Origin of the sequence: Sphingomonas hominis, assembly GCF_013328205.1 — a bacterium.
In the GTDB taxonomy this organism is placed as follows: Bacteria; Pseudomonadota; Alphaproteobacteria; order Sphingomonadales; family Sphingomonadaceae; genus Sphingomonas; species Sphingomonas hominis.
On the sequence record NZ_JABULH010000002.1, the window covers coordinates 199,520 to 224,829 of the forward strand.

The following is a 25,310-nucleotide window of genomic DNA, read 5'->3' on the forward strand; positions in this document are numbered from 1 at the left end:
CGGCGCGCAGCGTGGACCTGCGCACGGCCCGCGTCAACGAACGGCCGTCAACGATCTTGCAATCGACGCCATGTCATCCTTGGCGCGTGAATTGGTCGCGCCTCTTTCGCAGCCGCTGGGCTGCCCTATGGTGGGCGGGCGGCGTGTTGTTGTTCGCCTATGACGTGGCGAGTGCTGCGCCGGATGCCGGTCCACCGACCGCGGGTGCTGTGTCGAACTCTGGCATGGTCACCGACGTGACTGGCGCGCCGGTCAACGAGGCCGATGTTGCGGGTCTTCTGAACGCTGCCGCTTCTTGAGTGCGGAAAGGGTGGTGGGTTCGAGGCGGTGATCTGGCAGCGCCTCTCGTTTAATTGAAGGGTCGACTCTCTCGCGAGTGCAACCGGGTTGCTATCTGCCCGCCGGCGCGTCAATCGCGGCGAAGCCGCATCTTGTGCGCCGGCTTCGTCGCGCTGGCCGGTCGACGGCGCCACGATTGTGGCGCATCTCGTGCGAAGCTTTCGCTTCGCACGTCGATCTTGCGTCGACTTACGGTCTTAAGGCCACGTCGTCCCTGTCTTCCAGGTCGCCATCCTCGGCCAGCGTGTCGGCGTCGAAATCGTCTTGCGCCTCGTCCTCGGCGATGTCGTCATCGTCCTGATCGTCGTCGTCATCCGTTACGCCGACCTGCGCGTCGGTCATCTGCAGCTCGTCCTCGCGCTCGGCATCCTCGTCATCGTCGTCGGCGTCGATGTCCGGGTTGATGTCGGTCATGATCGTCCCGTCGCTCGGCCCGTCGCGCGTCGCTTCCAGGATTTCGGCGCGCTGCGACTCGTCGTAGCCGTCCTCGTCGTAGCCGTCGTCGCCCGATCCGTGGCTGGTAACCTGATGGCCGCCCATGTTCATCTCCTTGTGATGAAAGCGCGAACGGCGCAGCGCCGCGCCGGGTTCCCGCGGCGCTTGACAGGTGGTGGCATACCCCTAGTGTGTTGCTATCATAATACGGAAGGGTTCGACCATGCGCTCCTTGCTGATCCTTGCGACGTTCGCACTGCCACTCGCCGCATGCGACCGCAGCCAGGAGGGGACGCAGGTCGCCGTGACCGCGAACGGCAGCGGCGGCTCGATCGACAAGGCCGGCGAGGTCAAGATCGACACGCCTGCGTTCAAGGGTGCGTTTAAGCTGCCGCAGATCAACCTGACCGCCGAGAATTTCGACATCAACGGCGTGCACCTCTATCCCGACAGCAAGATCGCCTCGGTCAACGTCGACGGTACGGCCAAGGACAAGGTGACGGTGCGCTTCACCAGCCCGGCCGATGTTGCAACCGTGCGCGGCTGGTTCGCCGACCAGTTCGCGAAAAACGGCACGCCGGTGAAGGTCGAAGGCAACACGCTGACCGGTCGCGACGACGACCACAGTTTCACGATCGACTTCTCCGATCGTGCCGGGCAGAGCGACGGCGTGGTGAAGATCCGCGGCGCCTGATCGCAACTGGGTAAGCGCGTGAGGGTGGCGGTGCGGCGCGGCGGCGCCTATGTCGGTTCGTAACGATTTAGCCGGACGATTTCACATGCTCGACACGCCTTCCGCCCAGGTTCCGACGCTCAGCCTCGCCGATCAGGCGCGCGACCCGCAAGGGTTCGCCGCCGCGCTCGGAGGGTCGTTCGAGCGGTTCGGGTTCGCGATCGTCGCTGACCACGGCGTGCCGCAAGACCTGATCGACCGCGCCTGGAACGAGACGCAGCAACTATTCGCGCTGCCCGAGGAGGAGAAGCGCGGTTATCACGTGCCCGGCGCGGGCGGCGCGCGCGGCTACACGCCATTCAAGACCGAGATCGCCAAGGACGCCAAGCACGTCGACCTGAAGGAATTCTGGCACGTCGGGCGCGAGCTGCCTGTGGGGCACCGCTTCGCCGGTGAGATGGCCGCCAACATCTGGCCTGAGCGGCCCGCGGGGTTCAAGGATACGTTCGTCGAGCTGTTCAGCGCGTTTGACACCGCGGGCGACAAACTGCTGTCGGCGATCGCGCTGCACCTGGGGCTCGACGCTAAATGGTTCGACCCCGCCGTGCGCGACGGTAATTCGGTGCTCCGCCTGCTCCATTACCCGCCGATCCCGGTCGATGCCGAAGGCGTGCGGGCTGGCGCACACGAGGACATCAACCTCATCACGCTGCTGCTTGGCGCGGAGGAAGCCGGGCTCGAACTGCTCGACCGCCAGTCGGGCCGCTGGCTCGCGATCAAGCCGCCTGAGGGTGCGATGGTGGTCAACGTCGGCGACATGCTGCAGCGGCTGACCAACCACGTGCTGCCCTCGACCACGCACCGCGTCATCAACCCGCCGCCCGAGCGCCGCGGCCATTCGCGCTACTCGATGCCGTTCTTCCTGCATCCCGCGCCCGATTTCCTGATCCAGACGCTCCCGCAGACGATTACGCCTGAGAACCCGGACCGCTACCCCGAGCCGATCAGCGCGCAGGACTATTTGATGCAGCGGCTGGTCGAGATCGGTTTGATCAAGAAGTGAAGCGCCGCGGCGGCATTACCGATGGCGACCTGCGCGTCGACCACGACGGTGATGTCGACGGGATCGTCGGCGGTACCGTCACGATCGCCGCCGGGTGCCGTGCCGACGTGAGCGGGATCGTCAGCGGCGACCTGATCGTCGAGGAAGGCGCGGTGGTCGAGATGAGCGGCATCCTGTCGGGCCGGGTGATCAACCGCGGCGGCGCCGTGCGGGTGACGGGGATGGTGGGCTGACGCTTCTCGGAAGCGTAGCCATTATCTCGTCACCCCGGACTTGATCCGGGGTCCCGCTTCTCTGGCATGGGCGTAGTAGGCAACGGGATCCCGGATCAAGTCTGGGATGACGTTTGCCTTCAAAAGCACGGTAGCGCTAACCGACCCGCTCCGGCACTTCCTCCGCATCGGCCTGGATCGCGCTGTCGGGTGCCATCGCCTCCCACGGGAAGACGAACCATCTCTTCAAGACCGCGCGGTCGATCGTGCGGGCGTGGTAGTCAACCAACTGCGCCGAGCCGACATTGTCGATCAGCGTCGCGAAGCGGACGCTGCCGGGCTTCGCGCGCGCGCGCGCGAGCATGTCGCGCAGGTGGCCGATCGTGCGACCCGAGTCGTTAATGTCATCGATGAACAACAGCCGCTCGCCCGCGCGCGTTCGCTCGGCGAGGCGCTGGATCGCGTCGATGGCGAGGTCTTCGGCCTGCGAGCTGTAATCGACCGCGAGCATGGGCAGGCCGCTGGCGTGGCTCAGGTACACCGCCGGGATCAGTCCGCCGCGACCGATCCCGATCAGATGTTCGGGCGACCAGTCGGTATCAGCGGCGAGTGCGTCGGCGAGGGTGCGGACCTGCGCGACCAGGTCGGCGTGCGTAATGGCCGTGAAGATCGTCATCGCCGCATCAATCCCCCGAGCACGTTGCGCACCACGCTGGCGAGCAGCCCACCGCCGCTGCTCGATCGCCGGCGTGACGATCCGCCGAACACCGCGCGTCCGATCTCGTTGCCAACTTGCCGCCCGACCGACGACGAGGCGGAGCGCATCGCCGAGGTCGCCATCTTCTCCCACGTCGAATCGGGTGCCGCGCGCCGGGTGGTGCGCTGCGCGCGCTCGTCGGCGGCGCGGGTGCGCGCGGCGTCGCGCTCGGCGCGTGCCTGTTCCTTGGCGCGCAGCGCGGCGTCGCGTTCTGCCTCGTCCTCGGCACGTGCGGCGGCGACGCCAGCGGCGGCGGCCTGCGTCTTAGCCGAGAGGATTTCCTCCGCCGACTCGCGGTCGATCGGCTCGTCGTACTTGTCGCCGATCGCGTCGGTCTGGATCAGCACACGGCGCTCATCGGTCGTGAGCGGGCCGAGGCGGCTGCCCGGCGGCTTGATCAGCGTGCGGGTGACGGGCGCGGGTGCGCCATCGGGCTGGAGCAGCGAGACGAGCGCCTCGCCGACCTTCAACTCGGTAATCGCGGTCGCAACGTCGACACCGGGATTGGCACGGAAGGTGTCGGCGGCAGCGTTCACCGCCTTGCGATCGCGCGGGGTGAAGGCGTTCAATTTGTGCTGGACGCGGTTGTTGAGCTGTCCCGCCACGTCCTCGGGGATGTCGACCGGGTTCTGCGTGATGAAATACACCCCGACGCCTTTGGAGCGTATCAGGCGGACGACCTGCTCGATCTTGTCGAGCAGCGCCTTAGGCGTGTCGTCGAACAAGAGGTGCGCCTCGTCGAAGAAGAAGCACAGCCGCGGTTTGTCGGGGTCGCCGACCTCGGGCAACGTCTCGAACAGTTCGGACAGCAGCCACAGCAGGAAGGTTGAGTAGAGCTTGGGGCTCTGCATCAATTTGTCGGCGGCGAGGATGTTGACCACGCCACGACCCTCGTGATCGGTTGCGATCAGGTCGCGCATCTCGAGCGCGGGCTCGCCGAAGAAATGCTCCGCGCCTTGCGTGCGCAGTTGCAGCAGCGCGCGCTGGATCGCCCCGATCGACTGCTTCGACACGTTGCCGTATTGCGTCGTCAACTCGGCGGCGCGCTCGGCACAATGCGCGAGCATCGCCTGGAGGTCGTCGATGTCGAGGAGCAGCAGCCCTTCCTTGTCGGCGACGTGGAAGGCGATGGTCAGCACGCCTTCCTGCACCTCGTTCAGGTCCATCAGCCGCGCGAGCAGCAATGGGCCGAGTTCGGACACGGTGGCGCGTATGGGGTGGCCCTGCTCGCCGAACAGGTCCCAGAATTGCACCGGCACCGCGGCGTAGCGCCAGTCGGAATCGCCGATCTCCGCGGCGCGGGCGCGCAACGTGTCGTGCATCTTCGCGGTCGGCGACCCCGGCATTGCGAGGCCGGCCAGGTCGCCCTTCACGTCGGACACGAAGCACGGAACGCCGGCATCGGAGAAGCCCTCGATAATGCCTTGCAGCGTGACCGTCTTGCCGGTGCCGGTCGCGCCCGCGATCAACCCGTGACGGTTGGCGCGGCGCAGGTCGAGCCGCTGCGGATGCGCGCCACCAGCATTGGCACCGATGAAGATGCCGGGCGCGGGGGTGCTGGAGGTGTCGGTCATGCGCGGGGTTCCGGGCTGAGGCTGTGGAGGGGCGTCATAGGGCGATACGCGCGAGGCCCCAAGCGGGATGCGGTTGCAAAAAGGCGAAGTGGAGGAAGTGGAGGTTCACGGCGGTGTTTTCGCGCGGGCAGGATGGGGCGGTGTGGACGAAGATGGGCGGGGCGCATGGCTAAGAGTTGGCAGGTCGGTCGAGGGTAGGACAGTCGTAGGTAGGATATGGCGACGTCGAAGTGACGAGCAAATGTGAAGCGATGCGGCGACCTGCTCCCCTCCCTGGCAAGGGAGGGGCTGGGGGTGGGTGGCGCGGCGAGGTGATGCTTCGCGTCGAGACTACCCACCCCCGACCCCTCCCTTGCCAGGGAGGGGAGCAGGAAGAAGCGGGGTCCCGGGTCAAGGCCGAATTGACGGGACACAGAATCGTGACGGCCCAGAAGATCCGCAAGCCCACTTGTCGTTCGTCGACATCGTGAACGAACAAGGCCGCCGCGGATCGCTCCGCGACGGCCCTCATGTTCCGGCCAGAAAGCGCGCCTTACTTGATCTTCACCGGGATGAAGACGCCGCTGGTGCGCTGGCGGGTGATCTGGAGCAGCACCTGCGGGCGGTTGGCGGCCTTTGCCGCAGCGACCGCGCGCGCTACATCGGCGGCGGTGCGGACCGGGGTCGAGTTGACCGCCGAGATCACGTCGCCGCGCTTGAGCTTCTGCGCCGCATCCGACGACGGATCGGTCGCGGCGACCACCACACCCTGCACGGTCGAGTCGACGCCGATTGACCGCGCGATCTGCGGGGTGAGCGGCTGCACCGTCACGCCGAGCGAGCTTGCCGCGGGCGCGGCGGGCGTGTCGTCGTCGGGGATGCCGTCATTGTCGTCGCCGCCGTTGCCGGTCAGCGCGGCGAGCTGATCGTCCGCCGGGCGTACGGTCACCGTCGCATTGAGCGTCGTCGGGCGCCCGTCGCGGATTACGTCGAGGCGGGTGGAGGTGCCCGGCGTCGTGTTGGCGACGAGGTAGGACAAGGTCTTGTCCGGGGTAACGGGCGTGCCGCCGACCGCGGTCACGACGTCACCCGCGCGCAGGCCGGCCTTGGCGCCCGGACCGCCCGGCTCGACCCGGCCGATGATCTCACCGACGTTCTTCTGCAGGCCGAGTGCGGCGGCAATGTCGTCGGTCACCGGCTGGATGCTGACGCCCAGGTAACCGCGCTTGACCGACTGACCCTTCATCAGCGTGTCGATGATCGGACGCGCCTCGGATGCGGGGATCGCGAAGCCGATGCCGATATTGCCGCCCGACTGCGAGTAGATCTGGCTGTTGATGCCGATCACGTTACCGTTCAGATCGAACATCGGGCCGCCAGAGTTACCCTGGTTGATCGCAGCGTCGGTCTGGATGAAGCTGTCGAACGGACCGTTGCCGGTCGAACGGTGCACCGCCGAGATGATGCCCGCGGTCACGGTGCCCCCTAACCCGAACGGCTGGCCGATCGCGACCACCCAGTCGCCGACGCGCGACCGCGCCGAGTCGCCGAACCTCACGAACGGCAGCGCAGTCGGTGACGTGATCTTGAGCAGCGCCAAGTCGGAAGTCGGATCGCGCCCGATCAGCTTGGCGGTATATTCCTTGCGATCCTGCAAGGTGACGGTGATCGACTCAACGGTCGCGCCGCGCCCGGCGGGAGCGATGACGTGGTTGTTGGTGACAACGTAACCGTCGGATGAGATCAGGAAGCCGGAGCCGAGCGACTGGCCCTCGCGCGTGACCGGTGCGCCGCCCTGACCACCCTGACCGCCGCCGAACTGGTTGAACAATTCGCCGAACGGCGTGCCCGAGAACGGGTTCGCCTGCCGCTGCACCGTCACCTTCTGCGTGGTGGAGATGTTGACCACCGCGGGTTGCAGCTTCGCCACCATGTCGGCGAAGCTCATCGGTGCGCCGGCGCGCGGTGCCTGCGCGCTGATCGCGCCGGGTTCGTTCTGCGCGGTTTGCGCGATGGCGGGGTTCTGCAGGGTCAGCGACGCCGCGGTTCCGCCGAGGAGAAGCGCGCCGGTGAGGGCGTAGGCGTAACGCACTTTCTTCATGTCCTCTCGATCATCCATCTACAAAGGGAGGAAATACCGCTCAGTCATGCCGGGCATGCGATGAACGGCGTTTGAATATGAACGCTCCACAACATCGATCGGCCCCGTTCGCTCAAGGCCGATCACCCCTTTATTCTTGCCTCAACGCCCCGCTGCGCGACCACGACCTTCGAACTCGCGCAGATAGGAATTGCCCGGGCTCATGATGATGTTGGTCGAACCCTTGGGATCAGGCCCGCCGTCGGCGCCGAAGGTGTGACGGTACGACTGCATCGCGCGGTAGAAGTCGTAGAAATCGGCATCCTTGCTGAACGCGTCGGCGTAGATGCGCGCGGCCTGCGCATCGCTCTCGGCCCGGACGATCTGCGCCTGCTTCTGACCCTGCGCGCGGATCGTGTTCGCCTCCTGCTGCCGCGCGGTGCGCATCCGCTGGAGCGCGCTTTCGAGCGGGCTGCCGTCGGGCAGGTCGGCATGCTTGATCCGCACATCGACGATTTCGGCACCATATTGCCGCGCGTCACGCTGGAGCGATGCCTGGATCGCATCCATCACCCGGCCACGCTCGGGGCTGAGCAGGCTGGAGAAGGGCACCTTGCCCAGTTCGTTGCGAAGCGCAGTGCCGAGCAGCGGGCGCAACTGGTCCGCCACGCGCTCTTCGGTGTTCGACGTGCTGCCGGTCGAGGTCACCGCGCGAAGCGGGTCGACGATGCGAAAGCGCGCGAAGGCATCAACGTTCAACCGCAACTGATCGGTCGACAGCACCAGCGTGTTGTCGAGATCGGCATCGAGCACGCGCTTGTCGATCCACACGATCTTGTCGATGAACGGTACGCGCGCGATCACGCCTGCGCCGGTATTACCGATCACCTGGCCGGGCACGTATTTGTTGATGACGCCGCCGACCGGATTGTTGAGCCTGAGCACCACCGCCTGTTGCGTTTCGGGCACGATCGCGAAGGTGGCGGCGGCGACAATGACCGCGATCAGCGCGGCGAAACCGGCGGCGACGGGATTTTGGAGGATGCGGGGCATCAGCGGGCACCCTCCTGCGGCGCGGGTGCCAGGGTGGGCGTCGCCGCGGCCGCTTCCTCGCCCGGCTCACGCAGGCGGCGCGTGCGGTCGAGCGGCAGGTACGGGGTCACGCCGTTCGGCTCCACGATCGTCTTGTCGGTATTGGCCAGCACGGCCTCCATGGTCTCGTAGTACATGCGGCGGCGCGTCACTTCGGGCGCCAAGCGATATTGCTCGTACACCTTGTCGAACGACGCGGCCTCGCCCTGCGCGCGCGCGATCACCTGTTGCGCGTAGGAGCGCGCGTTGTTGAGGTTGCCGACCGCTTCCTGCTGCGCGGCGGTGACCGCGTTAAAATCGTCGATCAGGCTCGCCGGTGCGGACGCCTGCTTGATCGAGACGCCCTGGATGCGGACGCCAGCCTGGTAGCTGTCGAGGATTTCCTGCATCGCTTGGGTCACGCGCGCCTCGATGTTGGTGCGGCCGGCACCGATCGCCTGTTCGAGCGTCGTGGTGGCCAGCACCGCGCGCATCGCGCTCTCGGCGGTGGCGCGCACGGTTTCCTGCGGGTCCTTGATCTCGAACACGTAGTTGCGCGGATCGGACACGCGCCAGCGCACCGTGTAAGCCAGGTCGATGATGTTCTGGTCGCCCGTCAGCACGTTCTCGCCGCCCTCGCCGGGAAATTCGTCGGTGCGGACCTGCTCGACGTCGACCTTGGTGACGCGCGTCAGCGGGGTCGGCAGCGTCAGGCGGATGCCCGGTTCGAGCATGCCGGAATAACGGCCAAAGAAGGTCACCACGCCGCGCTGCTGCGGGCCGATCTGGTGGATCGAGGTGAACAGGACCCACAGCAGCACCAGCAACCCGACGCCGAGCAACCACAGATTGCGGGCGTTGGCGCCGATCGGCAGTTGCGGACCACGCCCGCCGCCGCCACCGCCGCCGGTCGAGCCGCGCGCGCGTTTCAGGAATTCGTCGAGCGCGGTCGGCTTGTTGCCACCGCTCGTGTTGCCGCCGCCGGGGGGAACCGACCACGGGTTGCGCGGGCCGCTCTTGTCGCCTTTGCCATCGCCATTGTCGCCGCCTCCGCTGCCCCACGGGCTATTGTTGTCGGCGGACAGGATGTGGGGGCGGCGAGGGCGCCAGAACGGGCGCGGCAAGGTCGTCATGCTATCTTTATAGGAGCCGCGCGCGCGAAAAACAGTGGCAAGCGGCCGTCACGGGCGTAACGCTGCGCGTCCATGGACGAAGAACAGGTGAAGGGCGCGGTTGCTGCGGTTGCGGGAACGCGCGCGACGGTCCGCATAGACGGTCAGCGGATCGGCGTGGTGGTGGACGCGAGCGGGCTCGACAACCGGGCGCGCGATGCGCTGGAGGCGAGTGTGCGGATGGCGGCGAGCGTGCCCGGCGCGGAGCTGCGCGTCGTCGTCACCGCCGAGCGCCCGACCCGCCGGCTGATCGCGGTAGCGAGCGGCAAGGGCGGGGTGGGCAAGTCGACGCTATCGGCGAACCTCGCGATTGCGCTGGCGCGTGGAGGCCGGCGCGTCGGGCTGGTCGACGCTGACATCTACGGCCCCTCGCAGCCGCGGCTGATGGCCGTGGAGGGCACGCGCCCGGAAGCGCGCGACAAGGTGCTGATCCCCGTGCAGACACCGTACGGTGTGCCGCTGTTGTCGATGGGGCAGTTGGTCGAGCCCGGCCGGGCGCTCGCGTGGCGAGGGCCGATGACGGCGGGCGCGCTGGGGCAGATGGTCGACGCCGAATGGGGGATCGCCGACACGTTGGTGGTCGATCTGCCGCCGGGCACTGGCGACGTGCAGTTGACGATGGTGCAGAAGCACCGCCCGGCGGGCGCGGTGATCGTCTCGACACCGCAGGACCTGGCGCTGATCGACGCGCGCCGCGCGATCGACCTGTTCGACAAGGCGGGCGTGCCGATCATCGGGCTGGTCGAGAACATGGCGGGCTACGTCTGCCCGCATTGCGGCGAGGTGTCCGATCCGTTCGGCAACGGCGGCGCGGAGGCGACCGCGCGCGCAGGCGGCATCCCATTCCTCGGGCGCGTGCCGCTCGACATCGCGATCCGCACCGCCTCGGACGCCGGGCAGCCGCCCGCGGCGGGTGAGGACGACCGCGTATTCGCGGGTATCGCGGCGCAGGTGGCGGACTGGTTGCAGCGCAACTGAGGCGGGGGCGGGGCGTTCGTTCGCGCAAAGGAGTTCGCCCATGCCGCTGACGAGTGACGCCGACATCAAGGCCCTGCTGGAGGAAACGCGCACGATCGCGGTGGTCGGCGCGTCCGACCGGCCGGACCGCCCGTCGTTCCGCGTGATGAAGACGCTGCAGGACCACGGTTATCGTACCATCCCGGTCAATCCGCAGATCACCGGCGAGCACGTCCACGGCGAATATGTGTTTCGCGAACTCGGGCAGCTCGGTGACCCGATCGACATGGTCGACATCTTCCGCCGCTCCGACGCGGTCGGCGAGGTGGTGGATCAGGCGATCGCGATCGGTGCCAAGTCGATCTGGATGCAATTGGGCGTGATCGACCAGCGCGCGGCGGCGCGTGCCGAGGCCGCCGGGCTCAAGGTGGTGATGGACCGCTGCCCCGCGATCGACCTGCCTCGGCTGGGCGTGGCGCGGATCGAGAAATAGCCGCGGCGGGCGGCGCGCGGCTTCACTGCCGCTCGCGCCCGGCCAGCGACGCGGTCGGCTGTTGTTTCTTACACCCCCACTTGCCGCATCCTTGAGGCCGGCGCACGCTGCCGGACCATGATCATTCTCATGCTGATGCTCGCCGGTGCCGATGACGCGATGGCGACCTACCGGGCCCGCACCGCGGCGGAGCATCGCTGCGTGATCGATCCCGATGCGACCGACGTCACCGTGTGCGGGCGGCGTCACGCCGATCGCTTCCGCGTACCGTTCGTCGGCGGCGCGAACGGCAACCGCACCGATGACGTGCCGTTCGAGCGCGAGGCGATGCTTCATCGCACCACGCCGATCGACGATCTGAGCCCCTTTCTGGTCGGCGGCGGACACGTGGGCGTGAGTGTAAGCACGCGGAACGGCGTCGGCGGCTACAAGTCGCGCGAACTGGCTAAGTAACGGGTCGGTGATCGCTGCGGCCGCGGCTTCCGGTGGGTCGCTGCGGGGCATTTGCGACCCGCGCTGATCCGGGAGCTATGACGCCGCGATCCTGCTGGTGGCATCCGTGAGAGCAAGCGGGACCCCGGATCAAGTCCGGGGTGACGATAGGGATGGGTGTTGCAGCGCTTGTCTCGACTTGCCGGTGGCATCCGTTCGGCCGGCCCTTTCGCGAGCGGTCGCATCTGTTACGATCCTCCGCAAACACGAACGGGGGTTGCCGCATGTCCAGTCTTTTCCGCCGCAAGCCGATGGCGCCGCCCGCGCCGAACGCGCACGGCCACGTGCTCGCGCGGACCTTGTCGTGGCCGCATCTGGTCGCGCTCGGCGTCGGGGCGATCGTGGGCACCGGCATCCTGACGCTGATCGGCGTCGGCGTGGATCGTGCGGGGCCGTCGGTGATCCTGAGCTTCGTCATTGCGGGCGCGATCTGTGCCTGCGCCGCGCTCGCTTATGCCGAGATGGCGACGATGATCCCCACCTCGGGCAGTGCGTACACCTACAGCTACGTCGTGCTGGGCGAGGTGATCGCCAGGGTGATCGGCTGGTCGCTGATCCTCGAATATTCGCTGGTGGTCTCGACGGTCGCGGTCGGCTGGTCGGGCTATGCCGCGCCGCTGCTCACACCGCTCGGTTTCCCGGTCGCGTTGACGCAGGGGCCGGAATTGGGCGGATTGGTCAACGTGCCCGCGATCTTCATCATCGCGGTGGTCGCGGGTTTGCTCAGCCTGGGCACGAAGGAGAGCGCGACGCTCAACGCGGTGCTGGTGGTGATCAAGCTGATCGCGCTGGCCGTCTTCGTCGCGGTCGCGCTGCCGCATTTCGACGGCGCGAACCTGCAACCGTTCATGCCGTTCGGCTTCGCCAAGTCGGTGTCGCCGGACGGGGTGGAGCGCGGCGTGATGGCGGCGGCGGCGATCATCTTCTTCGCCTTCTACGGTTTCGACGCGATCTCGACCGCGGCGGAGGAGACGAAGAATCCGGGGCGCGATCTGGCGATCGGGATCGTCGGATCGATGGTGGCGTGCGTGGTGATCTACATGTTGGTCGCGGTCGCCGCCGTTGGCGCATTGTCGTTCACGCGCTTCGCCGACAGCCCCGAGCCGCTCGCGCTAATCCTGCGGGGTATCGGGCGGCCAGGCTTCGCGACATTCCTCGCGGTCAGCGCGGTGATCGCGCTGCCGACGGTGCTGCTCGGGTTCCTGTTCGGGCAGAGCCGTATCTTCTTCGTGATGGCGCGCGACGGGTTGCTGCCGCAGGCGCTCGCCAAGGTGTCGGCGCGTGGCACGCCCGTGCGGATCACCGTGATGACAGCGGTGTTGGTCGCGATCATCGCGGGCGTGATGCCGATCGACGCGATCGCGGCGCTGGCGAATGCGGGCACGCTGGCGGCGTTCATCGCGGTCTGCGTGGCGATGCTGGTGATGCGCCGGCGCGCGCCTGATGCGCCGCGGACGTTCCGCACCCCCGCGGCGTGGCCGGTCGGGATCATCGGGGTGCTCGGCTGCCTGTACCTGTTCTCCAGCCTGCCGAGCCGGACGCAGCTATACTTCGTGCTGTGGAACGCCGCCGGGCTGGTGCTCTATTTCGCCTGGGGCCGCCGCCGCGCGAGTGCGATGCTCGGCTAGGCCGGGCGGATGACGGAGGCGCCCGCCTCAGTGAGTAGCCGCGCCGCCTGTTCGTCGAAGGTGACGAGCGTCTCCGCGCCGAGGCGGCGCCCGTCTGCCTCGATCACCGCATCGGCGAAGTCGCCGCCGCGCTCCAGCAGCGCGAGCCCCGCCTCGACTAGCGGCCACTCGGCCTGCACGCGCGGATCATCCAGTAAGAGGCGCAGCGCGGCAGCTACCTCTGTGCCGCTCCACTTGAAACGGCTGCGTAATACCCACACCGTTTCAGCGAGGGCCACGATCGGCAGCGCAATCAACTCTGCCGCTGTTAAGAGGCGCAAAGCAGCGGCCAATTGGACCGCATCATCGGCGGCCAGAATCCTTACGAGAATGTTGGTGTCGACTGCGACTTTCAAAGGTCGAGTTCGCCAGCCCACCCACGTGCAATTACCTCGTTCATCTCTTCGATCGACAGCGGCTTCTGTCCGGGACGATGCAGAACACCAATGGCGTCCTCTATGCGTCCGGTGCGGGCGCGCCGCTGCGGTGCGAGCGTCAGGCGACCGCCTGGTGCAGGGGTCACCTCCACCTTGTCGCCGGGGTGGAGCGCGAGATGCTGGAGCAACTCCTTCTTGAGCGTGATCTGGCCCTTGGCGGTAATCGTCAGCGTGGTCATGGCGGGAAGGTAAGGCAGGATTGCCTTACCTGCAACGTTGCTTGCGAGAGAGAAGAAGCGGGATCCCGGCTCACGGCCAGGATGACGGGTAGATACGAAATGCCCGCGTCGCTCGTCACGACGCGGGCTCCCTTGTCACTCAGTCCTCAGCGCCGATTAGGCGGCGAGCTTGCGCAGCACGTACTGGAGAATGCCGCCGTTTAGGAAATACTCCAGCTCGTTTACCGTATCGATCCGGCAGCGTGCCTGGAACGTCTCCTGCGAGCCGTCGGCGCGGGTCAGCTTGACGGTCACGTCCTGACGCGGGCGCAGACCCGCGACATTCTCGATCGTGAAGGTCTCGTCGCCGGTCAGGTTCAGCGTCGAGCGGTCGGTGCCGGCAGCGAACTGGAGCGGCAGCACGCCCATGCCGACCAGGTTCGAGCGGTGGATACGCTCGAAGCTTTCGGCGATCACCGCGCGGACGCCGAGCAGATTGGTGCCCTTCGCCGCCCAGTCGCGCGACGAGCCGGTGCCATATTCCTTGCCCGCGACCACCACCAGCGGCGTGCCATCGGCCTTGTGGCGCATCGCTGCGTCGTAGATCGGCATGATCTCGCCGTCGTAGCGGCTCATGCCGCCCTCGACGCCGGGTACCATCTCGTTCTTGATGCGGATGTTCGCGAAGGTGCCGCGCACCATCACGTTGTCGTTGCCACGACGCGCACCGTAGCTGTTGAAGTCGCCGCGGCTGACCTGGCGCTCCTGCAACCACTTGCCCGCCGGGCTGTCGGCCTTGATCGAGCCTGCCGGCGAAATGTGGTCGGTGGTGATCGAATCGCCCAGGATCGCGAGCGGCTTCGCCTCGATGATGTCGGTGATCGGCTTCGGCGTCATCTCCATGCCCTCGAAATAAGGCGGGTTGGCGATGTAGGTCGATGCCGGCGGCCAGGCGTAGGTGTCGGTCCCCTCGACCGAGATGCCCTGCCACTTGGTGTCGCCGGCATAGACGTTGCCGTAGCGCGAGCGGAACATGTTGTCGTCGATGTTGGCGGCCATGAGGTCGGCGACCTCCTGGTTGGTCGGCCAGATGTCCTTCAAATACACCGGGCCGTCGGTGCCTTCACCGATCGGCGTCTCGTTCATGTCGGTGGTGACGGTGCCCTTCAGCGCATAGGCGACGACGAGCGGCGGGCTGGCCAGGAAGTTCGCGCGCACGTCCGGGCTCACGCGACCCTCGAAGTTGCGGTTGCCCGACAGCACCGACGCCGCGACAAGATCGTTCTCGTTGATCGCCTTGCTGATGGGTGCCGCGAGCGGACCCGAGTTGCCGATGCAGGTGGTGCAGCCGTAGCCGACGAGGTTGAACCCCATCGCGTCGAGGTCGGCCGAGAGGCCGGCCTTGTCGAGATAGTCGGTGACGACCTGGCTGCCGGGGGCGAGCGAGGTCTTGACCCACGGCTTCGGCGTCAGGCCCTTCTCGCGTGCCTTGCGCGCGACGAGGCCGGCGGCGACCAGCACCGAGGGGTTGGAGGTGTTGGTGCAGCTGGTGATCGCCGCGATCACCACGTCGCCGTCGCCGATGTCGTGGTCGCGATCGTCGACCGCCACGCGCGCCGGGCGCTCCTTGTGGTAGATTTTGTGCAGGTCGCCGTTGAACACCTCGTCGACGCTGTCGAGGCTGACCTTGTCCTGCGGGCGCTTCGGACCCGCGAGGCTGGGGACGACCGAGCCCATGTCGAGCTCGAGGGTGTCGGTGAAGATCGGATCGGGCGCATCGGCGGCGCGCCAGAAGCCGTTCGCCTTGGCGTACGCCTCGGTCAGCGCGACCGTCTCTTCCGAGCGCGCGGTCAGGCGCATATAGTCGAGCGTCTTGTCGTCGACGGGGAAGAAGCCGCAGGTCGCGCCGTACTCAGGCGCCATGTTGGCGATCGTCGCGCGGTCGGCGAGCGTCATCTGGTCGAGACCGGGGCCGTAAAATTCGACGAAGCGGCCGACGACGCCCTTCTTGCGCAGCATCTGCGTGACGGTCAGCACGAGGTCGGTCGCGGTGATGCCCTCGCGAAGCTGGCCGGTCAGCTTGAAGCCGACGACCTCGGGGATCAGCATCGACACCGGCTGGCCGAGCATCGCGGCCTCCGCCTCGATCCCGCCGACGCCCCAGCCGAGTACGCCCAGACCATTGACCATCGTGGTGTGGCTGTCGGTGCCGACGAGCGTGTCGGGATAGGCAATCGCGGTTTCGCCCTGCGCATGGTCGCCGCTCTCGGTCGACGACCAGATCGCCTGGCTGACGTATTCGAGGTTCACCTGGTGGCAGATGCCGGTGCCCGGCGGCACGACCTTGAAATTGTCGAGCGCCTTCGATCCCCACTTCAGGAACTCGTAACGCTCGCCGTTGCGCTGATATTCCAGCTCGACGTTGTCGTCGAACGCCTTGGGCGTGCCGAACTCGTCGACCATCACCGAGTGGTCGATGACGAGGTGGACGGGGACCTGCGGGTTGATCTTCGCCGGGTTGCCGCCGAGCTTGGTGATCGCGTCGCGCATGGCCGCCAGATCAACAACGCAGGGCACGCCGGTGAAATCCTGCATCAGCACGCGCGCGGGGCGATACTGGATCTCGCGGTCGGGCGAGTTCGGGTTCTTCTGCCAATCGACCAGCGCCTGGATATCGGCCTCGGTCACGGTCACGCCGTCCTCGAAGCGCAGCATGTTCTCGAGCAGCACCTTCAGCGAGAAGGGCAGGCGGCTGACGTCGCCGTACTTGGCGGCGGCCACGTCGAGCGAGAAGTAATCGTAGCTCTTGCCGCCGGCGGTGAGCGTCTTGCGGGCCTTCAGCGTGTCGTGGCCGATCGCGGTCATGGGGCGTCCTTTGCTGTTGCACCGGCGGGCTCGGGGAGGCGGGGAAGACCCGCGCGGGCGCCGACGATAGCCTGATGGTTGGCCTGAATATAAGGTCGCCGCGGGCGATAGCAGCGCTTCGCGGGTGCGAAAAGGGGTAGGGTGTGCGCCTTTTTGTTTCTGCGGGCGTTGTGGCGCGCGAACGGGGAAGGGGCGGGCACGATGGCGCGCAAGTTGAAGGTATTCCGCACGGCGGCAGGGTTCCACGACGCCTATGTCGCCGCGCCGAGCCGCAAAGCCGCGCTCGCCGCCTGGGGCGCGGAACGGGACCTGTTCGCGCACGGCGCGGCGGAGGAGGTGACCGACCCTGCGCTGATGAAGGAACCGCTCGCGCACCCGGGCGAGGTGATCAAGCGGTCGCGCGGCAGCGCGGCGGAGCAATTTGCGGCGCTGCCGGCCGACGCGCCCAAGCCGAAGCGCGCGGCGAAGGCGCGAGCGGCCGAGGCTGATCCGGCGGCGAAGCCTGCGCCGAAACCATCGCGTGACGCGCTCGACGCCGCGCAGGATGCGGTCGATGCCGCCGAGCGCGACTGGCGCAAGGTGCAGCGCGGTCTGGCCGCGCGGCAGGCCGCGCTCGATCGTGAGCGGCGTGAAGCGACCGAGCGGCACGAGCAGGCGCTCGCCGACCTCGAACGCACCCGCCGCCGCGCGCAGGAAGCGTATAACGCGGGGCTCGCCGCTTGGCGCGAGGCGCGGTGAGGTTGGCGTGTCTGTGTCGGATCGGCCGTGAGTAGAAGCGGGGCCCCGGATCAAGTCCGGGGTGACGGGTGAGTTGGGGAGGGTAGGCTCAATCCCGCGTCAGTCGTTGCCGCCGACCCAGTCGCCCAGCCCGCCGAGCACCGATCCCTCGCCGCGATTGCCGCCGCGTCCGCCCGCGGCCTGGAGCATCCGCCCGGCGAGCCGCGCGAACGGCAGCGACTGGATCCAAACAGTGCCGGGCCCACGCAGCCGCGCGAAGAACGCGCCCTCGCCGCCGGTGAACATCGTGCGGACGCCGCCGACCGTCACCAGGTCGAAGTCGACCGACGGCGTATAGGCGGCGAGGCAGCCGGTATCGACGTGGAGTTCCTCGCCCGCGCGCAGCTCGCGTTTCACCACCGTGCCGCCCATCTGGACGAACACCCAACCGTCGCCGTCCAATCGCTGCATCACGAAGCCCTCGCCGCCGAACAGCCCGGTCATCACGCGGCGCTGAAATGCGACGCCGATCTGCACGCCCTTGGCGGCGGCGAGGAAGCTGTCCTTCTGGCAGATCAATGTGCCGCCCAGGTCGGCCAGGCGCAGCGGCAGGATCGAGCCCGGCGTCGGCGAGGCAAAGGCGACGCGCGCCTTGCCCGATCCCTGATGCGTGAACACGGTGGTGAACAGGCTCTCGCCCGTCACCAGCCGTTTGCCCGCGCCGAGCAGCGCGCCCATGAAGCCGGCGCCAGAGCCCGACGAACTACCGTCGCCGAACACGGTGGTCATTGCGATGCTCGCGTCCTTCCACACCATCGCGCCGGCCTCCGCGACCGCGCTTTCACCGGGGTCGAGCTCGATCTCGACGAATTGCAGCTCCTGACCCTTGATCTCGAAATCGACGTCGTCGGCGATGCCGTCACGACGCATGTGCGACCAGGGACTGTTGGGCATGGAACGGCTCCTTCTTCACTGACGGTGTGTTATAGACGTGCCACAGCGGTGGCGCAACGTGGAGCCGGGTTGATTCGCCGGTAACTCACCCAGTATTAGACGCATTCGGGCGACCGCGTTGGTCGCCCTTGCTGTTTGAACGAGGAGAAGCTCCTGTGTCCGCTTCCATACCCGCATTGATGCCCGTCTACCCGCGGTGCGACGTGCGACCGGTGCGAGGCGAGGGGGTGTACCTCTACGGCGAGCGCGGCGAGCAGTATCTCGACTTCGCGAGCGGGATCGCGGTCAACGCGCTCGGCCACGCGCATCCGGCGCTGACCAAGGCGATCGCGGATCAGGCCGCGACGCTGATGCACGTGTCGAACCTGTACGGCAGCCCGCAGGGCGAGGCGTTCGCGCAGAAACTGGTCGACGCGTCGTTCGCCGACACGTTGTTCTTCACCAACTCGGGCACCGAGGCGGTCGAGTGCGCGATCAAGACCGCGCGCCGCTACCATTTCGCGAACGGCAACCCCGAGCGCCACACGCTGATCACGTTCAACAACGCGTTCCACGGCCGCACGATGGGCGCGATCAGCGCGACCAACCAGGCGAAGATGCGCGATGGGTTCGAGCCGCTGCTGCCGGGCTTCGCTTATGCGCCGTTCAACGATCTGGACGCGGCGCTCGCGCTGGTCGACGACCACACCGCCGGGTTCATGGTGGAGACGATCCAGGGCGAGGGCGGGGTGTCGGCGGCGACACCTGAGTTCATCCAGGGCTTGCGCCGCGCGGCCGACGAGCACGGACTCCTGCTGGTGCTCGACGAGGTGCAGTGCGGTTATGGGCGCACGGGCAAGATGTGGGCGTACGAGCATTACGGTATCACCCCCGACATCATGTCGGTTGCGAAGGGGATCGGCGGCGGCTTTCCGCTCGGCGCGTGCCTCGCGACCGCGGAAGCCGCGAAGGGGATGGTGTTCGGGACCCACGGCTCGACCTATGGCGGCAACCCGCTAGCGATGGCGGCGGGCGAGGCGGTGCTGGGCGTGATCCAGGGCGAGGGGTTCCTCGATCACGTGACCGAAATGGGCGAGCGGTTGCGCGCGGCCTTGGAGCAGATGATCCCCAACCACGATCATTTGTTCGAGCCGGGCCTGCGCGGGATCGGGCTGATGACGGGCGTCAAGCTCAAGCCCGAGGCTGACGCGCGGCAGTTCGTGGCGCATCTGCGCGACCGTCACGGGCTGCTGCTGGTGTCGGCGGGCGAGAATGTCGTGCGCATCCTGCCGCCGCTGATCATTGAGGAGCCGCATATCGACGAGTTCGTCAGCAAGCTGAGCGACGGCGCGCGCGTGTTCGTGCCGGCCGCCGACGATTGACCCAAGTATCCTCCCCACTCGTGGGGAGGGGGACCATGCGCAGCATGGTGGAGGGGGGTTGAGCGGAGCGTGTTGGGGCGATGCCCCTCCACCAGCTTCGCTGGTCCCCCTCCCCGCGCAGCGGGGAGGATAAAGTGATGCGCCATTTCCTGAACCTGTCCAATGCCGGCGCCGACGCGATCGCGGCGATGCTCGACGACGCATTGACCCGCAAGCAAGCCCGCGCCGGCTGGCCCAAGGGCAAGGTCGACGCCGACGCGCCGCTCTCGGGGCGCGTGCTCGCGATGATCTTCGAGAAGAATTCCACCCGCACGCGCGTGTCGTTTGACATGGCGATCCGCCAGCTCGGCGGGAAGTCGATCGTGATGGAGGCGGGGCAGATGCAGCTCGGTCGCGGCGAGACGGTCGCCGACACCGCGCGCGTGCTCTCGGGATATGTCGACGCGATCATGATCCGCACCGACGACCATGCCAAGGTCGAGGAGATGGCGCATTACGCGAGCGTCCCCGTCATCAACGGGCTGACCGACGCGTCGCACCCGTGCCAGATCATGGCGGACCTGCTCACGATCATCGAGAGCGGCAAGTCGCTGCCCGGCCTCAAGGTCGCGTGGCTGGGTGACGGCAATAACGTGCTCGCCTCGATCGTGGAAGCCGCGGGGCTGATGCACTTCGACGTCGTCGCTGCCTGCCCGCAGGGGTTCCAGCCGGAGGAGGAGGCGATTACCCGCGCATCGGGACGTGCACGCGTCGTCGCCGACCCACGCGAGGCAGTCGAGGGCGCGGACATCGTCGTCACCGATACCTGGATCTCGATGGGGCAGGCGCAGGCCGATGCGAAGCTCGCCGCGATGATGCCCTATCAGGTCGATGCCGCGCTGATGGCGCACGCCAAACCCGACGCGAAGTTCCTCCACTGCCTGCCCGCTCACCGCGGCGAAGAGGTGACACCGGACGTGATCGACGGCGCGCAGTCGCTGATCTGGGCGGAGGCGGAGAACCGGCTGCACGCGCAGAAGGCGGTCCTGCGCTGGTGCTTCGGCCAGATCGGCTGATCGGTTGATCGGTTGATCGTCGGCGGATCGCCTCCCAAATAGGAGGCATTCCACGACATGCTGGCTCGTTGCGCCGCCCTCGCGCTGTGCCGGTTGCTGTCGATCCGCTGACGGAGCCGCCGATCTTGACCGACCAGATAAACGCCGACCTCGACCGCGCGCTCGGTTTCGCGATTCCCGACCGGCACGCGCGCGGGCGCGTGATGCGGCTCGGGCCGACGCTCGACACGATCCTCGCCGCGCACGCCTATCCCCCGGTGATCGAGCGCCTGCTCGCCGAAGCGCTGACGCTGACCGCGCTGATCGGCTCGACGCTCAAGGACCCGAGCGGGCAATTGACGATGCAGACGCAGACGCAGAATGGCGTCGTGACGCTGATGGTGTGCGACTATCGCGGCGGCGAGCTGCGCGGCTACGTCCAGTTCGATGCCGAGAAACTAGCGGATGTGGGCGAGGAGCCGAGCCTGTTCGCGTTGTTCGGGCAGGGTTATCTGGCGATCACGTTCGACCTCGCCAGCACCGGCGAACGTTACCAGGGGATCGTGCCGCTCGACGGCGAGACGATCGCGGACGCGGCGCAGAGCTATTTCTTTCAGTCGGAGCAGATCCCGACCTTGCTGCGCGTCGGCGTGCGGAAGGGCGCGGACGGGCGCACGGTGGCGGGCGGGTTGTTACTCCAGCATCTGCCCGAGGGCGAGCTGGGGCGCGAGCGGTTGCACGTGCGGCTCGACCATCCCGAATGGGAGCATGTCGCGGCACTCGGCAGCACGATGGGCGCGGACGAGCTCGCCGACGCGACTGTGCCGCTCGAGACGTTGGTGTGGCGCTTGTTCAACGAGGAGAGCGAGGTGCGCGTGCTCGACCACGCCACGATCTCGCGCGGGTGCCGCTGCACGCCCGAGCATATCCGATCGGTGCTGGGCAAGTTCCCGCTCGCCGATCGGCTTGAGATGGCGGACGAGCACGGCGTGATCGCGGTCGATTGCGCGTTCTGCGCCACCGTCTTTCCGCTGCGCGCCGACGAGGTAGCGGCGTGAGTGCTCCACGTTAAGGTTGTGGTAAGGAAATCGGGGTAGGTCCGCTTCCGTACTCGTCTAAGGCGAGTATGTTTTCTCCCAAGAAAGCGGCTCTCCCGAGCCAACCCTGGGCCGCTCGACGGGGCGGCCCTTTTGGTGTCTGGCGCGCCAAGCCCTGCCGTCAATCATGTCAAAGGGTTGCGCATCGCGACCGATTCTCCTAGCGGCGCGCGGATCATGACACAGCAAACCCCTGCGGTCGTCCTCGTCTCCGGCGGGCTCGACTCGATGGTCTCCGCCGCGTTGGCGCGCGAGGCGGGCTATCCGGTGCTCGCGCTCTCGGTCGACTATAGCCAGCGCCACCGGGTCGAACTCGCCGCCGCCGCGCGCGTCGCGAAAGCGGTCGGGGCGGCGCGCCACGTCGTGCTGCCGCTCGACCTGTCGGCGTTCGGCGGCTCGGCGCTGACCGACGCGAGCATCGCGGTGCCCAAGGACGGCGTCGACGAGAGCGCGATCCCCGTCACCTACGTGCCGGCGCGCAATACGATCTTCCTGAGCCTCGCGCTCGGCTGGGCCGAGGCCGCTGGCGGGCGCGACCTGTTCGTCGGCGTCAACGCGCTCGATTACTCGGGCTATCCCGACTGCCGGCCCGAGTTCATCGCCGGGTTCGAGCGGCTGGCTGAGCTCGCCACCAAGGCGGGCGTCGAGGGCGAGCCGTTCCGCATCCACGCGCCGCTGCAACACATGACCAAGGCCGACATCGTGCGCGAGGGTGCGCGGCTCGGGCTCGACATGGGGCTGAGCTGGTCGTGCTACGACCCGACCCCAGCGGAGCAGCATTGCGGGCTGTGCGATTCGTGCCGGCTGCGCCACAAGGGGTTCGAGGATGCGGGCGTCGCCGATCCGACCGATTACGCGGTGACCCCGCCGGCGCCCTGATGAGCTACGCCGTTAAAGAGATGTTCCTGACGCTCCAGGGCGAGGGCGTACAGGCCGGGCGGCGCGCGGTGTTCGTGCGCTTCGCCGGGTGCAATTTGTGGACCGGACGCGAGCAGGACCGCGCGCGCGCGATCTGCCGTTTCTGCGACACCGATTTCGTCGGCACCGACGGCGCTGGCGGGGGCAAGTTCGCCGACGCCGAGGCGCTGGTCGCCGCGGTGGCAGGCTTCTGGGGGCCGACGCCCGAGCGCCGCTTTGTCGTGCTGACCGGGGGCGAGCCGATGTTGCAGGTCGACGACGCGCTGGTCGACGCGCTGCACGCTGCGGGGTTCGAGATCGCGATCGAGAGCAACGGAACGCTCCCCGTTCACCCCGGCATCGACTGGGTGTGCATCAGCCCCAAGGCGGGCAGCGAGACGGTGCAGCGCTCGGGCGACGAGTTGAAGCTCGTCTGGCCGCAGCCGGGCAGCGATGTCGAAGCGATGGAAAGCTGGGATTTCTGCCACCTGCTGCTGCAACCGATGGACGACGCGCGGGGGCAGGCGAACGTCGACGCGGCGATCGCGCTGGTGATGGAGCGCCCGCGCTGGCGGCTGTCGCTCCAGACGCACAAGGCGCTGGGGCTGCGCTAGCCTTCGTCGTCGCGGCACTGCGCCGGGCACGTGCTGCTTCAAACGTCGGAAAAGAAGCGGGACCCCGGATCAGGTCCGGGGTGAAGGCGTCGCGTGGTGAGCGCGGCGTGATTTGGCTGCCGAACTAAGCTCCCCTCCCTGAAAGGGAGGGGCTGGGGATGGGTAGCCTCTCGAGCTGCCGCCGTGTGCCGTAACCATCCTACCCACCCCCGACCCCTCCCTTCTAGGGAGGGGAGAAGAATGGGGAGGGAGGTAAGGCGGTTACCGCGCGGCCTTCTCCGCCTCGTAATTCTTCAACTCGTCGCCGGTGATCCGCACCACGTGGAGCACGTTGGTCGACCCCGGCGTGCGGAACGGCACGCCCGCCATCACGATCACGCTGTCGCCCGCCTTGGCGACACCCTGGCGCAGCGCGATGCGCTTGGCCTTGGCGACCATCTCCTCGAACGAGGCGACGTCGCGTGTGTGAACGTTGTGCGTGCCCCATAGGAGCCCCAGGCGCCGCGCGGTTTCCAGCTGCGGGGTCAGCACCAGAATCGGCACGCCCGGCCGCTCGCGCGCGATCCGCCGGGCGGTCGAGCCCGAGGTGGTGAAGCAGATGATCGCGGACACCGACACCGTCTCGGCGATGTTCTTTGCCGCTTCCGCCAGCGCGTCGGCGGTGGTGGGGTCCGGCCTCGTCACCGTGAAGTGGATACGGTCGCCGTGCATCGGATCGCGCTCCACCGCGTCGCCGATCGCATTCATCATCGACACCGATTCGACCGGCCACTGGCCCGCCGCGCTCTCCGCCGACAGCATGATCGCGTCGGCGCCGTCGTAGATCGCGGTGGCGACGTCCGACACCTCGGCGCGGGTCGGTGACGGGCTGACGATCATCGATTCGAGCATCTGCGTCGCGACAACGACGGGGCGACCCAAGCGGCGCGAGGTCTCGACGATGCGCTTCTGCAGCGGCGGCACCGACTGCGGCGGCAGCTCGACGCCCAGGTCACCGCGCGCGACCATCACGCCGTCGCACGCCTCGACGATCTCCTCCAACCGCTCGATCGCGGCGGGCTTCTCGATCTTGGCGAGCAGCGCTGCCTTGCCCTCGATCAGCTTGCGCGCTTCCCACAGATCTTCGGGGCGCTGCACGAACGACAGCGCGATCCAGTCGACACCCTGGTCGATCGCGAAGGCGAGGTCGCTGCGGTCCTTGGCGGTCAGCGCCGCCATCGGCACCACCACGTCGGGCACGTTCAGCCCCTTGTTGTTGCTCAAGGGGCCGCCGACCTCGACCTGCGTCACCAGCCGATCGGCGTCGCATTCCACCACGCGCAGCACCAGCTTGCCGTCGTCGAGCAGCAGCCGCGCGCCCGTCTCCATCGCAGCGAAGATCTCGGGGTGCGGCAATTGCACGCGGGTGGCGTCGCCCGGCGTCGCGTCGTGGTCGAGCACGAAGGTGCTGCCCGTTTCCAGCACGACGCGCCCTTCCGCGAAGCGCCCGACGCGCAGCTTCGGCCCCTGCAAATCGGCGAGGATGGTGGAAGGGCGATCGAATTCCTGTTCCAGCAGGCGGATCGCCTTGATCACGTCGATCTTCGACGCCTGATCGCCGTGGCTCATGTTGATGCGGAACGCGTCGGCGCCGGCCTGGAACAGCTTCGCGATCATCTCGGGCGTGTTGCTCGCCGGGCCGAGGGTCGCGAGGACGCGGACCTTCCGCGAGCGGGGGGCGAAGGAGTGGGTCATGGGGAGGCTTCCTGCTTTGCGCGTGCGTGCCTTAACCGCTAACCGCGGCTGATCAACCTACTAGACGCGCAACCGCGTCAACGGAGTGACACATGGACCGGCTCGACACGCTAGACGACGCGGCCGCCGCCGCCGCTTTCCGCCGGCTGGTGCGCCACCTGCGGCACCGTACGGACACGCAGAACGTCGACCTGATGGGGCTCGCCGGCTTCTGCCGCAATTGCCTATCCGACTGGACGCAGGAAGCGTCGGGGATGAGCAAGGAGGACGCGCGCGAGACGATCTACGGCATGCCCTACGCCGAATGGAAAGCGAACCATCAGTCGGACGCGACGCCTGAGCAGCTCGACCGCATGGCGGAAAGCATGAAGAAGAACGCCTGACACCGAGCCGCTAACCTCTTGTCGCCGCCGGCATCATCGGTCACGTTGCCGGCAACAGCGCGCGCCGGGGCAGGCGCGCGACAGGGGAGAAGGCC

Annotated in this window: 26 protein-coding genes; 15 read left to right on the forward strand and 11 right to left on the reverse strand. The window is 67.6% G+C overall.

What is annotated here, in order from left to right; translation table 11 throughout:
- The first annotated feature begins 86 nt into the window (after positions 1-86).
- Positions 87-299, forward strand: coding sequence for a hypothetical protein (locus tag HRV97_RS06015; RefSeq protein WP_174192780.1), 213 nt, complete (start codon positions 87-89; stop codon positions 297-299).
- A gap of 229 nt (positions 300-528) precedes the next feature.
- On the opposite strand, the gene HRV97_RS06020 is transcribed toward HRV97_RS06015, so the two are convergent.
- Positions 529-879, reverse strand: a complete 351-nt coding sequence (locus HRV97_RS06020; protein WP_174193023.1) for a DNA primase — start codon at positions 877-879, stop codon at positions 529-531.
- 118 nt (positions 880-997) lie between these two features.
- On the opposite strand from HRV97_RS06020, the gene HRV97_RS06025 reads away from it, so the two are divergent.
- The 3 genes from HRV97_RS06025 (at position 998) to HRV97_RS06035 (ending at position 2,743) form a co-directional block, all read left to right on the forward strand.
- Positions 998-1,468 (forward strand): hypothetical protein, encoded by a 471-nt coding sequence (locus HRV97_RS06025; RefSeq protein ID WP_174193025.1) that lies wholly within the window; start codon positions 998-1,000, stop codon positions 1,466-1,468.
- An 85-nt stretch (positions 1,469-1,553) separates the two neighbouring features.
- A complete protein-coding gene (locus tag HRV97_RS06030) occupies positions 1,554-2,510 on the forward strand; it encodes an isopenicillin N synthase family dioxygenase (RefSeq protein ID WP_174193027.1) in 957 nt (318 codons plus the stop codon).
- The gene (locus tag HRV97_RS06035) at positions 2,507-2,743 is read left to right on the forward strand and encodes a hypothetical protein (protein WP_174193029.1); all 237 of its coding nucleotides are present in this window, start codon (positions 2,507-2,509) and stop codon (positions 2,741-2,743) included. Before HRV97_RS06030 ends, HRV97_RS06035 begins: the two co-directional genes overlap by 4 nt.
- A 136-nt stretch (positions 2,744-2,879) precedes the next feature.
- On the opposite strand, the gene HRV97_RS06040 is transcribed toward HRV97_RS06035, so the two are convergent.
- The 5 genes from HRV97_RS06040 to hflK form a co-directional block, all read right to left on the reverse strand.
- Positions 2,880-3,398 carry a phosphoribosyltransferase gene (locus HRV97_RS06040; RefSeq protein ID WP_174193031.1) on the reverse strand — a complete coding sequence of 173 codons (519 nt, stop codon included), beginning with the start codon at positions 3,396-3,398 and terminating at the stop codon, positions 2,880-2,882.
- Positions 3,395-5,053 (reverse strand): helicase HerA-like domain-containing protein, encoded by a 1,659-nt coding sequence (locus tag HRV97_RS06045; protein ID WP_174193033.1) that lies wholly within the window; start codon positions 5,051-5,053, stop codon positions 3,395-3,397. Before HRV97_RS06045 ends, HRV97_RS06040 begins: the two co-directional genes overlap by 4 nt.
- Positions 5,054-5,585: 532 nt before the next feature.
- Positions 5,586-7,124, reverse strand: coding sequence for a Do family serine endopeptidase (locus tag HRV97_RS06050; protein WP_174193773.1), 1,539 nt, complete (start codon positions 7,122-7,124; stop codon positions 5,586-5,588).
- A 150-nt stretch (positions 7,125-7,274) separates the two neighbouring features.
- A complete protein-coding gene (hflC, locus tag HRV97_RS06055) occupies positions 7,275-8,165 on the reverse strand; it encodes a protease modulator HflC (RefSeq protein WP_174193035.1) in 891 nt (296 codons plus the stop codon).
- Complete coding sequence (gene hflK / locus HRV97_RS06060) at positions 8,165-9,316, reverse strand: protease modulator HflK (RefSeq protein ID WP_174193037.1); 1,152 nt, start codon at positions 9,314-9,316, stop codon at positions 8,165-8,167. Before hflK ends, hflC begins: the two co-directional genes overlap by 1 nt.
- Before the next feature lie 72 nt (positions 9,317-9,388).
- On the opposite strand from hflK, the gene HRV97_RS06065 reads away from it, so the two are divergent.
- From HRV97_RS06065 to HRV97_RS06080, 4 genes are all read left to right on the forward strand, one after another.
- Positions 9,389-10,333, forward strand: coding sequence for an Mrp/NBP35 family ATP-binding protein (locus tag HRV97_RS06065; protein WP_174193039.1), 945 nt, complete (start codon positions 9,389-9,391; stop codon positions 10,331-10,333).
- Between the two features lie 40 nt (positions 10,334-10,373).
- Positions 10,374-10,805, forward strand: coding sequence for a CoA-binding protein (locus HRV97_RS06070; RefSeq protein WP_174193041.1), 432 nt, complete (start codon positions 10,374-10,376; stop codon positions 10,803-10,805).
- Between the two features lie 117 nt (positions 10,806-10,922).
- Positions 10,923-11,258, forward strand: a complete 336-nt coding sequence (locus tag HRV97_RS06075; protein ID WP_174193043.1) for a hypothetical protein — start codon at positions 10,923-10,925, stop codon at positions 11,256-11,258.
- A 263-nt stretch (positions 11,259-11,521) separates the two neighbouring features.
- Positions 11,522-12,925: an amino acid permease gene (locus HRV97_RS06080; protein ID WP_174193046.1), complete on the forward strand. Its 1,404-nt coding sequence runs from the start codon at positions 11,522-11,524 to the stop codon at positions 12,923-12,925.
- Here HRV97_RS06080 and HRV97_RS06085 read toward each other — a convergent pair.
- The 3 genes from HRV97_RS06085 to acnA form a co-directional block, all read right to left on the reverse strand.
- On the reverse strand, positions 12,922-13,320 hold the full coding sequence (locus HRV97_RS06085) for a type II toxin-antitoxin system VapC family toxin (RefSeq protein WP_174193048.1): 399 nt from the start codon (positions 13,318-13,320) through the stop codon (positions 12,922-12,924). The two genes, HRV97_RS06080 and HRV97_RS06085, sit on opposite strands and share 4 nt — an antisense overlap.
- Positions 13,317-13,580 carry an AbrB/MazE/SpoVT family DNA-binding domain-containing protein gene (locus HRV97_RS06090; RefSeq protein ID WP_174193050.1) on the reverse strand — a complete coding sequence of 88 codons (264 nt, stop codon included), beginning with the start codon at positions 13,578-13,580 and terminating at the stop codon, positions 13,317-13,319. The genes HRV97_RS06085 and HRV97_RS06090 overlap by 4 nt, the downstream gene beginning before the upstream one ends.
- A gap of 156 nt (positions 13,581-13,736) precedes the next feature.
- Positions 13,737-16,424, reverse strand: coding sequence for an aconitate hydratase AcnA (acnA, locus tag HRV97_RS06095; RefSeq protein WP_174193052.1), 2,688 nt, complete (start codon positions 16,422-16,424; stop codon positions 13,737-13,739).
- A gap of 201 nt (positions 16,425-16,625) precedes the next feature.
- Here acnA and HRV97_RS06100 point away from each other — a divergent pair, with 201 nt between their 5' ends.
- Positions 16,626-17,162 carry a hypothetical protein gene (locus HRV97_RS06100; RefSeq protein WP_174193054.1) on the forward strand — a complete coding sequence of 179 codons (537 nt, stop codon included), beginning with the start codon at positions 16,626-16,628 and terminating at the stop codon, positions 17,160-17,162.
- A 99-nt stretch (positions 17,163-17,261) separates the two neighbouring features.
- On the opposite strand, the gene HRV97_RS06105 is transcribed toward HRV97_RS06100, so the two are convergent.
- On the reverse strand, positions 17,262-18,095 hold the full coding sequence (locus HRV97_RS06105; RefSeq protein WP_174193055.1) for a TIGR00266 family protein: 834 nt from the start codon (positions 18,093-18,095) through the stop codon (positions 17,262-17,264).
- A 179-nt stretch (positions 18,096-18,274) separates the two neighbouring features.
- Between HRV97_RS06105 and HRV97_RS06110 the strand changes: the two genes are divergently transcribed.
- The 5 genes from HRV97_RS06110 to queE all read left to right on the forward strand — a co-directional run bounded on the left by HRV97_RS06110 (position 18,275) and on the right by queE (position 23,098).
- Positions 18,275-19,456: an aspartate aminotransferase family protein gene (locus HRV97_RS06110; RefSeq protein WP_174193774.1), complete on the forward strand. Its 1,182-nt coding sequence runs from the start codon at positions 18,275-18,277 to the stop codon at positions 19,454-19,456.
- A gap of 137 nt (positions 19,457-19,593) precedes the next feature.
- Positions 19,594-20,511 (forward strand): ornithine carbamoyltransferase, encoded by a 918-nt coding sequence (argF, locus tag HRV97_RS06115; RefSeq protein WP_174193056.1) that lies wholly within the window; start codon positions 19,594-19,596, stop codon positions 20,509-20,511.
- 125 nt (positions 20,512-20,636) lie between these two features.
- Positions 20,637-21,548 (forward strand): Hsp33 family molecular chaperone HslO, encoded by a 912-nt coding sequence (gene hslO, locus HRV97_RS06120; RefSeq protein WP_174193057.1) that lies wholly within the window; start codon positions 20,637-20,639, stop codon positions 21,546-21,548.
- Positions 21,549-21,764: 216 nt separating this feature from the next.
- The gene (gene queC, locus HRV97_RS06125) at positions 21,765-22,466 is read left to right on the forward strand and encodes a 7-cyano-7-deazaguanine synthase QueC (RefSeq protein WP_174193058.1); all 702 of its coding nucleotides are present in this window, start codon (positions 21,765-21,767) and stop codon (positions 22,464-22,466) included.
- A complete protein-coding gene (queE, locus tag HRV97_RS06130; protein ID WP_174193059.1) occupies positions 22,466-23,098 on the forward strand; it encodes a 7-carboxy-7-deazaguanine synthase in 633 nt (210 codons plus the stop codon). The genes queC and queE overlap by 1 nt, the downstream gene beginning before the upstream one ends.
- A gap of 261 nt (positions 23,099-23,359) precedes the next feature.
- Here the strand turns inward: queE and pyk are convergent, their stop codons facing one another.
- Positions 23,360-24,832 carry a pyruvate kinase gene (gene pyk / locus HRV97_RS06135; RefSeq protein WP_174193060.1) on the reverse strand — a complete coding sequence of 491 codons (1,473 nt, stop codon included), beginning with the start codon at positions 24,830-24,832 and terminating at the stop codon, positions 23,360-23,362.
- A 92-nt stretch (positions 24,833-24,924) separates the two neighbouring features.
- On the opposite strand from pyk, the gene HRV97_RS06140 reads away from it, so the two are divergent.
- Entirely contained in the window at positions 24,925-25,215 is a 291-nt protein-coding gene (locus tag HRV97_RS06140; RefSeq protein WP_174193062.1) for a DUF1244 domain-containing protein, read from the forward strand.
- The last annotated feature ends 95 nt before the right edge of the window (positions 25,216-25,310 follow it).